At 66.8% G+C, this 12701-nt stretch carries 9 protein-coding genes; all 9 read left to right on the top strand.

The features are described 5' to 3' along the window. Positions 1-43 precede the first annotated feature (43 nt). The 9 genes from PKB_RS04385 to pilV all read left to right on the top strand — a co-directional run bounded on the left by PKB_RS04385 (position 44) and on the right by pilV (position 12694). Positions 44-1378 (top strand): imelysin family protein, encoded by a 1335-nt coding sequence (locus PKB_RS04385; RefSeq protein ID WP_043249325.1) that lies wholly within the window; start codon positions 44-46, stop codon positions 1376-1378. A 174-nt stretch (positions 1379-1552) separates the two neighbouring features. Further along, on the top strand, positions 1553-2974 hold the full coding sequence (locus PKB_RS04380; RefSeq protein ID WP_043249324.1) for a di-heme oxidoreductase family protein: 1422 nt from the start codon (positions 1553-1555) through the stop codon (positions 2972-2974). A 10-nt stretch (positions 2975-2984) separates the two neighbouring features. Further along, positions 2985-4046 (top strand): imelysin family protein, encoded by a 1062-nt coding sequence (locus PKB_RS04375; protein WP_043249322.1) that lies wholly within the window; start codon positions 2985-2987, stop codon positions 4044-4046. Positions 4047-4064: 18 nt separating this feature from the next. Continuing rightward, the gene (locus PKB_RS04370) at positions 4065-5162 is read left to right on the top strand and encodes a DUF1513 domain-containing protein (protein ID WP_043249320.1); all 1098 of its coding nucleotides are present in this window, start codon (positions 4065-4067) and stop codon (positions 5160-5162) included. A gap of 145 nt (positions 5163-5307) precedes the next feature. After that, entirely contained in the window at positions 5308-6930 is a 1623-nt protein-coding gene (locus tag PKB_RS04365; RefSeq protein ID WP_043249318.1) for a methyl-accepting chemotaxis protein, read from the top strand. A gap of 275 nt (positions 6931-7205) precedes the next feature. Beyond that, on the top strand, positions 7206-8318 hold the full coding sequence (locus PKB_RS04360; RefSeq protein WP_043249316.1) for an efflux RND transporter periplasmic adaptor subunit: 1113 nt from the start codon (positions 7206-7208) through the stop codon (positions 8316-8318). A gap of 81 nt (positions 8319-8399) precedes the next feature. Then, positions 8400-11453 (top strand): multidrug efflux RND transporter permease subunit, encoded by a 3054-nt coding sequence (locus tag PKB_RS04355; RefSeq protein WP_043249314.1) that lies wholly within the window; start codon positions 8400-8402, stop codon positions 11451-11453. A 225-nt stretch (positions 11454-11678) separates the two neighbouring features. Further along, positions 11679-12167, top strand: coding sequence for a GspH/FimT family pseudopilin (locus tag PKB_RS28710; protein WP_052355176.1), 489 nt, complete (start codon positions 11679-11681; stop codon positions 12165-12167). Next, a complete protein-coding gene (pilV, locus tag PKB_RS04345; RefSeq protein ID WP_043249311.1) occupies positions 12164-12694 on the top strand; it encodes a type IV pilus modification protein PilV in 531 nt (176 codons plus the stop codon). The genes PKB_RS28710 and pilV overlap by 4 nt, the downstream gene beginning before the upstream one ends. Positions 12695-12701: the final 7 nt, after the last annotated feature.

The following is a 12701-nucleotide window of genomic DNA, read 5'->3' as shown; positions in this document are numbered from 1 at the left end:
TGCGCTCCCCATTTCGCGCCATTTCCATGCAAAGGATCCCGTCATGACTCGTATGCCCTGGGCAACTGCCAGCCTGCTGGCCATTGCCATCTCTCTCGCCGGCTGCGGCGACGACAAGAAAGAAGCCGCCGCCCAAGCAGCCGCGCCCGCGGCCAGCACACAGAGCGCAGCGCCGGCGATCAAGGCCGACGAGGCAGCGGTCAAGGCGGTAGTGAAGAACTACGCAGATATCGCCGAAGCCGTGTACGGCGACTCCCTGAGCACCGCCAAGGCCCTGCAGACCGCCGTCGACGCGCTGATCGCCAAGCCCAGCGAAGCCAACCTGAAAGCCGCCCGCGAAGCCTGGCTGGCCGCCCGCGTCCCCTACTCGCAGAGCGAAGCCTTCCGCTTCGGCAACAAGGTCGTCGACGATTGGGAAGGCGCGATCAATGCCTGGCCGCTGGATGAAGGCCTGATCGACTACGTCGCCAAGGACTACCAGCACGCCGAGGGCAACCCGGCCGCCAGCGCCAACATCATCGCCAACACCGAGATCCAGGTCGGCGAAGACAAGATCGACGTGAAGGAAATCACCGGCGAGAAGCTGGCCAGCCTGAACGAAGTCGCCGGCTCCGAAGCCAACGTCGCCACCGGCTACCACGCCATCGAGTTCCTCCTCTGGGGCCAGGACCTGAACGGCAGCAACCCCGGCGCCGGCAACCGTCCGTACACCGACTACGCCCAAGGCAAGGACTGCACCAACGGCCATTGCGACCGTCGCGCCGCCTACCTGAAGGCCGCCACCGACCTGCTGGTGTCCAGCCTCGAAGAGATGGTCGGCAACTGGAAATCCGGCGTGGCCGATAACTACCGCGCCAAGCTGGAGGCCGACAACGCGTCCACCAACCTGCGCAAGATGTTCTTCGGCATGGGCAGCCTGTCCCTCGGCGAGCTGGCCGGCGAGCGCATGAAAGTGGCCCTGGAAGCCAACTCCACCGAAGACGAACACGACTGCTTCAGCGACAACACCCACCACACCCTGTACTTCGATGCCGCCGGCATCCGTAACGTCTACCTGGGCGAGTACAAGCGCGTGGATGGCAGCGTAGTGAAAGGCCCGAGCCTGTCCGACCTGGTGGCCAAGGCCGACGCCCAGGCCAATGACACCCTGAAGGCCGACCTCGACGGCACCCAGGCGAAGATGCAGGCCATCGTCGACCGCGCGGAGAAAGACGGCGTGCACTTCGACCAGATGATCGCCCCGGCCGACGAGGCCGACCACAAGATCATCCGCGACGCCATCGCCTCGCTGGTCAAGCAGACCGGTTCGATCGAGAAAGCCGCCGCGGCCCTGGGCATCCAGGACCTCAAGCCGGACAACGCCGATCACCAGTTCTGATCGACCGCCACGACGCTGCGGCCCCTGGCCGCAGCAGTCTCCGGTACGCGCCAAGGCCCCGGCACTCGGGGCCTTGGCGTTTTTCGAAGCGCCAACGGCAAATAGAAATTTTTCGTATTTGAGTTTGCCCAACTGCTAAGATTGCCGCCCACTTCACCCACCTGGATCGCTCCGATGTATCGCCGTCCACGCCCCCTGCTCCTGGTTCCGCTGCTCGCCGCGCTCGCCCTTGCCGGTTGCAAGCCGGACCAGCCCAAGGCAGAGGCCGAGCCTGGCGAAGCCCTTTCCGGTGGTGCCGGCACCCTGTTCCAGAACGACCACAACGCCTTCTCGATGCCGGCGGCGAACCTCGCGCCGAGCCGCCGTCTGGACTTCAGCGTCGGCAACAGCTTCTTCCGCAATCCCTGGGTCATCGCCCCTTCGACCACCACGGCGCGCGACGGTCTGGGTCCGCTGTACAACACCAACGCCTGCCAGAACTGCCACATCAAGGACGGCCGTGGTCATCCACCGGGGCCGAACGACATCAACGCGGTATCCATGCTGGTGCGCCTGTCGATTCCCGCCGCCGCCGGCGACGCAGCGACCCTGCAGCGCCTGGGCGTGGTGCCCGAGCCGGTGTACGGCGGCCAGTTGCAGGACGCGGCCATTCCCGGCGTGGTTCCGGAAGCCCGCGTGCGGGTGGACTACGAGCCGCAGACGGTGACTTTCGCCGATGGCACCGAGGTCGAGCTGCGCAAACCGATCCTGCGCATTACCCGTCTCGGCTACGGGCCGATGCACCCCGACACTATGTTCTCCGCCCGCGTCGCCCCGCCAATGATCGGCCTGGGCTTGCTGGAAGCCATTCCCGAAGTGGCGATCCTGGCCAATGCCGATCCCAAGGATCTGAATGGCGACGGCATCCGCGGGCGCGCCAACCGGGTCTGGGACGATGCGGCACAGAAGACCGTGCTCGGCCGTTTCGGCTGGAAGGCCGGGCAACCGAGCGTGCCGCAGCAGAATGCCCATGCCTTCGCCAGCGACATGGGCCTGACCAGCGACCGCCTGCCCCACGACGATTGCACCGAGACCCAGACCGCCTGCCGCGAAGCCATCGACGGCGGCAAGCCCGAGGTCACCCGCAATATCTTCGACCCGATCCTGTTCTACACCCGCAACCTCGCGGTGCCGGCGCGGCGCATGGTCGACGACCCGCAGGTGCTGGCTGGCAAGGCACTGTTCCACGAAGCCGGCTGCGCCGCCTGCCACATTCCCAAGTTCACCACCGACGCCGACGCTGCCGAGCCGGAGCTCGCCAACCAGGTCATCCGCCCGTACAGCGACCTGCTCTTGCACGACATGGGCGAAGGCCTCTCCGACAACCGCCCGGAATTCCTCGCCAGCGGCCGCGACTGGCGCACTGCGCCCCTGTGGGGCATCGGCCTGACCCAGGCGGTCAACGGCCACACCCAGTTCCTCCACGACGGCCGCGCCCGCAACCTGCTCGAAGCCGTGCTCTGGCATGGCGGCGAAGCCGAAGCCGCCAAGCAGCGCGTACTGGCCTTCGACGCCGAGCAGCGCAGCGCCCTGCTGGAATTCCTGAATTCACTCTAAGGAGCCGACCATGTTCCGCCCCCGACTACTGCTCACCAGCCTTGCCATCGCCCTCGGCGCCTGCTCGCCGCAGGACCCGCAGGCGACCACCAGCGCCGCGCTGGCGCAGCAGGTCATCCTCCCGGCCTATGGGCGCTGGGTCGACGCCGACCGCGCGCTGGCCTCCAGCGCGCTGGCGTTCTGCCAGGGCAAGGAAGACCTGGCCAAGGCGCGTGCCGACTTCGTCGCCGCGCAGAAGGCCTGGGCCGAGCTGCAGCCACTGCTGATCGGGCCGCTGGCCGAAGGCAACCGGGCCTGGCAGATCCAGTTCTACCCCGACAAGAAGAACCTGGTCGCTCGCCAGGTCGAGCAACTGCTCAACGACAACCCGCAGATCGACCCGGCCGGCCTGGCCAAGTCCAGCGTCGTGGTGCAGGGCCTGACCGCCTACGAATACATCCTCTTCGACGCCAAGATCGACCTCGCCGACGCCGCCACCAAGGCGCGCTACTGCCCGCTGCTGGAAGCCATCGGCGCGCACCAGCAGGCCCTGGCCGAAGACATCCTGACCCGCTGGAAGGCCGACAACGGCACCCTCGCGCAGATGAGCAAGTTCCCCAACGCGCGCTATGCCGACGCCCATGAGGCCATTGCCGAGATGCTGCGCGTGCAGGTCACCGGCCTCGACCTGCTGAAGAAGAAACTCGGCACGCCGCTGGGCCGCCAGAGCAAGGGCATCCCGCAGCCCTTCCAGGCCGAGAACTGGCGCAGCGACACCTCCCTCGCCAGCCTGGAATCGAGCCTCAACGGCGCCGAGGCGCTGTGGAAAGGCACCGACGGCAAGGGCCTGCGCGGCCTGCTGCCGAGCGAGCAGAAGGAGCTGGCCGGCAAGATCGACGCCGCCTATGCCGAGGTTCACGGCAAGTTCGCCGCGCTCAAGCAGCCGCTGGGCGACCTGCTCAAGGATGACGCCGGCATCAAGCAGCTCAACGACCTGTACGACAGCCTGAACACCGTCCACCGCCTGCACGAGACCGACCTGGCCAAGGCCCTGGGCGTGCAGCTCGGCTTCAACGCCAACGACGGCGACTGAGAACGCGAGGTGAACGCCATGCTGCGACGTCACGTGATCGGCCTGGGCAGCCTGCTGCTCGGCGCCCTCTCCTTCGGCGGCTGGACGCTGTCGCGCAAAGGCAAGGAGCCGTTGCTGCTGTCCGCCCGCGACGACGCGGATGGCAAGCACTACGCGGTCGGCTACCGTCTCGACGGCAGCTGCGTGTTCGCCACCGAGGTGGGCCTGCGCTGCCACGCCATCGTGCAGCATCCGCACCGGCCGCTGGCCCTCTTCGTCGCACGCCGCCCGGGCCGCACCAGCTACCTGATCGACCTCGACAGCGGCCGCCTGCTGCAGTCCATCGACTCGCAGCCGAACCGCCACTTCTACGGCCACGGCGTCTGGCACAAGGACGGCGAATGGCTCTACGCCACCGAGAACGACACCAGCGATCCGGGCCGCGGCCTCCTGGGCCTGTACCGCTTTGACGGCGAACGCCTGCAGCACAGCGGTGAAGTCCCGACCCACGGCCTGGGCCCCCACGAAGTGGCCTGGCTGCCCGACGGCGAGACCCTGGTGGTCGCCAACGGCGGCATCCGCACCGAAGCCGAGAGCCGCGTCGAGATGAACCTCGACGCCATGGAGCCAAGCCTGGTGCTGATGCGCCGCGACGGCGCGCTGCTCTCCAAGGAAACCCTGCCCCAGCAGATGAACAGCGTGCGTCACCTGGCCATCGCAAGCGACGGCACCATAGTCGCCTGCCAGCAGTACATGGGCGACGCCCACGAGCGCGCCGATCTGCTCGCCATCAAGCGCCCGGGCCAGCCGTTCCAAGCCTTCCCGCTGGCCGACGAGCAACGCCAGGCAATGACCCAGTACACCGCCAGCGTGGCTGTGCACGACGAGCTGCGCCTGGTGGCGCTGACCGCGCCGCGCGGCAACCGCTTCTTCATCTGGGACCTCGACAGCGGCGCCCTGCGCCTGGACGCTCCGCTGCCCGACTGCGCCGGGGTCGGCGCGGTCAAGGACGGCTTCGTGGTCACCTCCGGACAGGGCCGCTGCCGCCTCTACGACTGCCGCAAGGCCGAGATCGCCATGCAGCCGCTGCAACTGCCGCCGGCGTTCTGGGACAACCACCTGCACCTGGCTTCCTGATCCGAGTCTGGGCCGCCGTCGAAGCGTAACCAGGCTCCCTCAGAATCTTCCGACACCACTCGTCTACTGCCGCTCATGCGGCGGCAGACGCGGCCGATTCCTGTTCTGACCGAATCCCACTCCACGTCCGCGAGGCGTACCCACGATGTTCCGAACCTCCCTGCGCGCGCAGATTCTTTCTCTGCTCGGCGGCAGCCTGCTGCTCGTATTACTAGTCGCACTGGCCTGCTTCCAATTCCTTTCCGGCAGCGTCAACGCTTACCAGGGCCTGCTCAGCGGCCCGGTGCGCTCGGCGCAGTTGATCGACCAGGCCAACCTGGCATTCAAGATCCAGGTCCAGGACTGGAAGGACGTGCTGCTGCGCGGCCAGATGCCCGCCGACCTCGACAAGTACTGGGGCCAGTTCGAGGAACAGGAGCGCCAGGTACAGGACATCCTCCAGCGCCTGAACGAAAACGCCGCCGGCGATGCCGAGCTGCAGCGCCAGGTCAGCCAGCTGCGCGACGATCACCGCCAGCTCGGCGAGGCCTACCGCAAGGGTCTGGCCGCCTACAAGGCCGCCGGTAGCGAACCGCGTGCCGGCGACGCCGCGGTCAAGGGCATCGACCGCAACGCCAGCGCACAGATGAGCGCCCTGGTCGCCAGCCTGCACCAGCAGGCCGACCAGCAATCGCAGCTGATCAGCGCCAGCGCCCGCAGCACCGTGATCTTCGGCAGCCTGGTGCTGATCGCCGCCGGTGTCCTGCTCGGCCTGTTCAGCCTGTGGTTGGTCAACCGCAACCTGATCGGGCCGATCTCCCGGCTGATCGAGCACATCGCCCAACTGTCCCAGGGCAACTTCGGCGAACGCGTCGACGCCAGCCGCCAGGACGAACTGGGCCGCCTGGCCCGCGCCGCCAATACGCTGCGGGACTTCCTCGCCGACACCTTCAACCGCCTCAAGCGCAGCACCAACGAGCTGGACAGCGCCAGCGGCGAGCTGAATGCCATCGCCACCCTGATGGCCGAGGGCACCCGCGAGCAGTTCTCGCGCACCGACCAGGTGGCCACGGCGATGCACGAGATGTCTGCCACCGCCCAGGAAGTCGCGCGCCACGCCGCCGACGCTGCCCGCGCCGCCGACGATGCCGACCACCATGCGCAAGCTGGCGAGCAGGTGATGCAGTCGACCATCGACACCATCAGCCGGGTCAGCAGCGAGATTTCCAGCACCGCCGAGGTGATCCGCCGCCTGGAAGCCGACAGCGGCCGCATCGGCAAGGTACTGGAAGTGATCCGCGGCATCGCCGAGCAGACCAACCTGCTCGCCCTCAACGCTGCCATCGAAGCCGCCCGCGCCGGCGAACAGGGCCGTGGCTTCGCCGTGGTCGCCGACGAGGTACGCACTCTCGCGCAACGCACCGCCGAATCCACCGCAGAGATCCACCAGATCATCGACACCGTGCAGACCGGCGCGCTCAACGCCGTGCGCGCCATCGAGAACGGCCAGAGCCGCAGCGAGGAAGGCCTGGAGCAGGTGACCCAGGCCGGCAGCATGCTGCAGAACATCACCCAGGCGGTGGAAGCCATCCGCGACATGAACCGGCAGATCGCGACCGCCGCGGAAGAGCAGACCTCGGTGGCCGAAGACATCTCGCGCAACCTCACCGAGATCACCGCCATCGCCACCACCAACAACGAAAACGTGCAACGCACCCAGCAGGCCAGCCAGCACCTGCACGGGCTCTCCGGCGACCTCAGCGGCGTCACCCACCGCCTCGGCGCCTGAGCCGACTCGCCACAGGGATGTGGCTTCCCCTTTCCCGCTCCTGCCGCGCCTTCAGCACCGTCCTACAAGTTCCTAATTCGCTTTCCGTAGGAAACGTCTTGCTACCAGGGCCCTTTGACGGCGAGGCGAACTGCGTCTAATGTGCGCTCTTCTGCCCCGCAATGGGGCATAAATCAACGGCTTAAGGGCCTGATGCCGCTGCATCCGGAAGGCCGCCAGGCAGGGCGACCCACTTGTGGTGGTGTTTCGCCAGGCACGTACCAAGGAACAGGACAATGTTGCGCCGCATGCTGATCATGCTCGGCGTGGTCGCCGTTATAGTGGTGACGCTCGCCGGGACCAAATACCTCTCCATCAAACAGCAGATCGCCCAGTTCAGCGCGCCGCGCCCGCCGGTCAACGTGACCGCCACGGCCGCCGAGCAGCGCGAGTGGCAGAGCCGGCTGCCGGCCATCGGCACCCTGCGCGCCAACCAGGGCGTGACCCTGACCGCGGAAGTCTCCGGCACCGTGCGCGACCTGCTGTTCATCTCCGGGCAAAAAGTCCGCGCCGGCCAGCCGATGGTGCAGCTGGAAAACGACGTCGAGACCGCCACCCTGCACACCGCCGAGGCCGACCTGGGCCTGGCCCAGGTGGAGTTCGAGCGCGGTCGCAGCCTGGTCGGCCGCCAGGCCATCTCCAAGAGCGAGTACGACCGCCTGGCCGCCCAGCTGGCGCGCTCCAGCGCCACGGTCGCGCAGCTCAAGGCGTTGCTGGCGAAGAAGCGCATCCTCGCGCCCTTCGACGGCACCATCGGCATCCGCCAGGTGGACGTCGGCGACTACCTGTCGCCGGGCAACGCCATCGCCACCCTGCAGGACCTGTCGACGCTGCTGGTGGACTTCTTCCTGCCCGAGCAGGACTTCCCGCTGCTGCGCACCGGTCAGCGCATCAGCGTGCGCGTGGCGGCGTACCCGCAGATGCAGTTCGAGGGCCGCATCGAGGCGATCAGCCCGCGAGTCGACAACCAGACCCGCAACCTGCAGGTCCGCGCCAGCCTGGCCAACCCCGAGGGCAAGCTGCTGCCGGGGATGTTCGCCAACATCGAGGTGGAGCTGCCGGAGAAGCTGCAGCGCGTGGTGGTGCCGGAAACCGCGGTGGCCTTCACCCTCTACGGCAACTCGGTGTACGTGGTGGTGCCGAAGAAGGACGAGGCCGGCAAGCCGGTGAACGACGCCAAGGGCCAGCCGGAACTGACCGTGGAGCGCCGCTTCGTCAAGGTCGGCGAGCGTCGCGAAGGCGGTGCGGTGATCCTCGAAGGCCTGAAGGCCGGCGAGCAGGTGGTCACCTCCGGCCAGCTCAAGCTCGACAGCGGCACACCGGTGGCGATCACCGCCGACGCCCGCTGAGCGCAACCGTTGCACGGCGGCCACGCGCCGCCCCGCCTGCTGCCGCATAGCGCGCAGGCCGAATGACAAAGGACTGGAACCATGGCCTTTACCGATCCGTTCATCCGTCGCCCCGTGCTGGCCACCGTGGTCAGCCTGCTGATCGTCCTGCTCGGCATGCAGGCCTTCAGCCGCCTGGTGATCCGCGAATACCCGCAGATGGAGAACGCGCTGATCACCGTCACCACCTTCTATGCCGGGGCCAACGCCGAGACCATCCAGGGCTACATCACCCAGCCGCTGCAGCAGAGCCTGGCCAGCGCCGAAGGCATCGACTACATGACCTCGGTGAGCCGGCAGAACTACTCGGTGATCTCGATCTACGCGCACATCGGCGCCAATACCGACCGCCTGGTGACCGAGCTGCTGTCGAAGATCGGCGAGGTGAAGACCCAGCTGCCACCCGACGCCGAAGACCCGGTGCTGGACAAGGAAGCCGCCGACGCCTCGGCGCTGATGTACATCAGCTTCTTCAGCGAGCAGATGAGCAACCCGCAGATCACCGACTACCTGTCCCGCGTGATCCAGCCCAAGCTCGCTACCCTGCCGGGCATCTCCGAGGCGGAGATCCTCGGCAACCAGGTGTTCGCCATGCGCCTGTGGCTGGACCCGGTGAAGATGGCCGCCTACGGCATCACCGCCAGCGACATCGATGACGCAGTGCGCAAGTACAACTTCCTGTCCGCCGCCGGCGAAGTGAAGGGCGAGCTGGTGCTCACCAGCGTCAACGCCGCCACCGACCTCAAGTCGCCGCAGGCTTTCGCCGCCATCCCGCTGAAGACCTTCGGTGACCGCCGGGTGTTGATGGGCGACGTGGCGAAGGTCGAGCTGGGTGCGGCGAGCTACGACTCGGTCAGCTCGTTCAACGGCATTCCCTCGGTGTACATCGGCATCAAGGGCACGCCCAGCTCCAACCCGCTGGACGTGATCAAGGAAGTCCGCGCCAAGCTGCCGGAGCTGGAAGAACAGCTGCCGCCGAACCTCAAGGTGACCATCGCCTACGACGCCACGCGCTTCATCCAGGCGTCCATCGACGAGGTGGTGAAGACCCTCGGCGAAGCCATCCTGATCGTCATCGTGGTGGTCTTCCTGTTCCTCGGCGCGTTCCGCTCGGTGCTGATCCCGGTGGTGACCATCCCGCTGTCGATGATCGGCGTGCTGTTCTTCATGCAGGCCATGGGTTACTCGATCAACCTGCTGACCCTGCTGGCGATGGTGCTCGCCATCGGCCTGGTGGTGGACGACGCCATCGTCGTGGTGGAGAACATCCACCGCCACATCGAGGAAGGGAAAACACCGTTCCAGGGCGCCATCGAAGGCGCGCGGGAAATCGCCGTGCCGGTGGTGACCATGACCATCACCCTGGCCGCGGTGTACGCGCCCATCGGTTTCCTGAGCGGCCTGACCGGCGCGCTGTTCAAGGAGTTCGCCTTCACCCTGGCCGGTGCGGTGATCATTTCCGGGATAGTCGCGCTGACCCTGTCGCCGATGATGTGCTCGCGCCTGCTGCGCCACGAGGAAAACCCCAGCGGCCTGGCGCATCGCCTGGACGTGATGTTCGAAGCGCTCAAGCGCCGCTACCAGCGCAGCCTGCATTCCACTCTGGACAACCGCCCGGTGGTGCTGGTGTTCGGCGCGCTGGTGCTGGCGATCATCCCGCTGCTGCTGATGTTCACCCACAAGGAGCTGGCGCCCGAGGAAGACCAGGGCATCGTGTTCATCATGAGCAGCGCGCCGCAGACCGCGAACCTGGATTACCTGAACAAGTACACGGCCCAATTCGAGAGCATCTTCCGCACCTTCCCCGAGTACTACTCGGCGTTCCAGATCAACGGCTACAACGGCGTGCAGACCGGCATCGGCGGCATGCTGCTCAAGCCCTGGAACGAGCGCAAACGCAGCCAGATGGAGCTGCTGCGCGCGGTGCAGGCGGAGCTGGACAAGATCCCCGGCATCCAGATCTTCGGCTTCAACCTGCCGTCGCTGCCGGGCACCGGCGAGGGCCTGCCGTTCCAGTTCGTGATCAACACCGCCAACGACTACGAGTCGCTGCTGCAGGTCGCCGAGCGGGTGAAGAAGCGCGCCGAGGAGTCCGGCAAGTTCGCCTTCCTCGACCTCGACCTGGCCTTCGACAAACCGGAGCTGGTGGTCGACATCGACCGCGAAAAAGCCGCGCAGATGGGCGTCTCCATGCTGGACCTGGGCGTCACCCTGGCCAGCCTGCTGGGCGAAGGCGAGATCAACCGCTTCACCATCGACGGGCGCAGCTACAAGGTGATCGCCCAGGTCGAGCGGCGCTTCCGCGACAACCCCGACTGGCTGGGCAGCTACTACGTGAAGAACGGCCAGGGCGACCTGCTGCCGCTGTCGACCCTGGTGACCCTGCACGAGCGCGCCCGCCCGCGCCAGCTCAACCAGTTCCAGCAGCTCAACTCGGCGATCATCTCCGGCGTGCCGATGGTGAGCATGGGTGAGGCGATCGACACGGTTAAGCAAATAGCCACCGAGGAGTCGCCGCGCGGTTTCGCCTTCGACTACGCCGGCGCGTCGCGGCAATTCGTGCAGGAAGGCAACGCGCTGATGCTGACCTTCGCCCTGGCCCTGGCGGTGATCTTCCTGGTGCTGGCGGCGCAGTTCGAGAGCTTCCGCGATCCGCTGGTGATCATGGTCACGGTGCCGCTGTCGATCTGTGGCGCGCTGGTGCCGCTGTTCCTCGGCTTGTCCAGCCTGAACATCTACACCCAGGTCGGTCTGGTGACGCTGATCGGCCTGATCAGCAAGCACGGCATCCTCATCGTCGAGTTCGCCAACCAGCTGCGCCGCGAGCGCGGCCTGTCGGTGCGCGAAGCGGTGGAAGAAGCCGCGGCCATCCGCCTGCGCCCGGTGCTGATGACCACCGCGGCCATGGTCCTGGGCGTGATCCCGCTGCTGTTGGCCAGCGGCGCGGGCGCGGTGAGCCGCTTCGACATCGGCGTGGTGATCGCCACCGGAATGAGCGTGGGCACCCTCTTCACCCTGTTCGTCCTGCCCTGCGTCTACACGCTGCTGGCGAAGAAGGACGCCCTCCCCGCCACCGAGCCGGAACCGGCGCACTGACGAAAAGAGCCCCGCGATGCGGGGCTTTTTTTCGACGCTCGTATCCTTGCCGGCGACGACTTTCGTTCTTGTCCCATACCGCTCACCCGCCCGAATCGACCGCCCGCGGCCATGTTCGTCGCTTGATACATAGGGCAAAAACTCTCCTTACATGCAGCGGATATCCATGCGCGGCCAAGCCGGGCGCGTCCCGGCTCCACCGTCCATACGCCAGCGGAATCCGCCATGCCGGGAAACGAAACGAACCGAGGCTTCACCCTCGTCGAGCTGATGGTCACGATCGCCGTCCTGGCGATCCTGGCGAACCTTGCCACGCCCCTGTTCGGTGACCTGATCCAGAAGAATAAGGTCGACACCGTCAGTGCCGAGCTCACCCACCTGCTGCAATACGCTCGCAGCGAGGCGATCACGCGTGGGACTTCGGTAACCGTCAAGGCCACCGACAGCAACTGGGTCGGTGCGCTCGAGGTCGATGCCGGGAACGAGGTCCTGCGCAAGTACGGCAGCGAGGGAATCAACGGCTCCAGCAGCGTCACTGCCACCGCCAGCAGCACCAGGCTCAGTTTCTCGCCGTCGGGCACGCTATCCGGCGAAACGACCAGCCTGACGATCACCCTCTGCCCCACCTCCGGCTCCAGCACCGTTACCGGCCGGGTCCTGCAAATCTATGGCAGCGGACAGATCACCAGCAGCTCGACGGAGTGCTCGTCATGAGAGGCGAACGTGGCTTCAGCATGCTGGAAGTCCTGATCAGCCTGCTGCTGGTCAGTGTCGGTGCGCTCGGCATGGCCGCATTGCAGGGCAAAAGCATGCGTTATACCCAGGACGCGCTGCAGCGCAACGAGGCCATCCAGCTCGCCCAGCAGTTGCTCGAAGAAATGCGCAGCAACCCGGCTGGCGCCTTGAGCAGCAACAAATTCAGCAGCAGCTCGGCCTACTACAAGGCACTCGGCGACGCCTTCGAGACCACTACGCGCAGCGACTGCTCCACACGCGATCGCGGCGCTGGCGGCAGCGATGTGGCCAAGGCCGACCTGGCCTGCTGGCTGCAGTCGGTGCAGGCGAGCCTGCCGGTGACCAGCGCGATCCTCAGCGCCAGCTACAGCGTCTGCCCCAGCCAGTCGGACGGCATCTGCAGCGCCACCCCCAGTTCGGCCGTGCTGATCCAGATCGCCTGGAAGGACCCGACCGGCCAATGCGACGACAACCTGTGCACCTACCGCCTGCGCGGCGAACTCTGAGGTCCGG

It is taken from the genome of Pseudomonas knackmussii B13, from assembly GCF_000689415.1.
Classification (GTDB): Bacteria; Pseudomonadota; Gammaproteobacteria; order Pseudomonadales; family Pseudomonadaceae; genus Pseudomonas; species Pseudomonas knackmussii.
Note: the sequence above shows the minus strand (reverse complement) of the source record. Positions and strands in the feature narration are given on the sequence as shown.

What these genes read in the sequence shown, in the direction of transcription:
- PKB_RS04355 (WP_043249314.1), top strand. Translation starts at nt 8,400, where the DNA reads ATGGCCTTTACCGATCCGTTCATCCGTCGCCCCGTGCTGGCCACCGTG.
- pilV (WP_043249311.1), top strand. Translation starts at nt 12,164, where the DNA reads ATGAGAGGCGAACGTGGCTTCAGCATGCTGGAAGTCCTGATCAGCCTG.
- PKB_RS04370 (WP_043249320.1), top strand. Translation starts at nt 4,065, where the DNA reads ATGCTGCGACGTCACGTGATCGGCCTGGGCAGCCTGCTGCTCGGCGCC.
- PKB_RS04385 (WP_043249325.1), top strand. Translation starts at nt 44, where the DNA reads ATGACTCGTATGCCCTGGGCAACTGCCAGCCTGCTGGCCATTGCCATC.
- PKB_RS28710 (WP_052355176.1), top strand. Translation starts at nt 11,679, where the DNA reads ATGCCGGGAAACGAAACGAACCGAGGCTTCACCCTCGTCGAGCTGATG.
- PKB_RS04365 (WP_043249318.1), top strand. Translation starts at nt 5,308, where the DNA reads ATGTTCCGAACCTCCCTGCGCGCGCAGATTCTTTCTCTGCTCGGCGGC.
- PKB_RS04380 (WP_043249324.1), top strand. Translation starts at nt 1,553, where the DNA reads ATGTATCGCCGTCCACGCCCCCTGCTCCTGGTTCCGCTGCTCGCCGCG.
- PKB_RS04360 (WP_043249316.1), top strand. Translation starts at nt 7,206, where the DNA reads ATGTTGCGCCGCATGCTGATCATGCTCGGCGTGGTCGCCGTTATAGTG.
- PKB_RS04375 (WP_043249322.1), top strand. Translation starts at nt 2,985, where the DNA reads ATGTTCCGCCCCCGACTACTGCTCACCAGCCTTGCCATCGCCCTCGGC.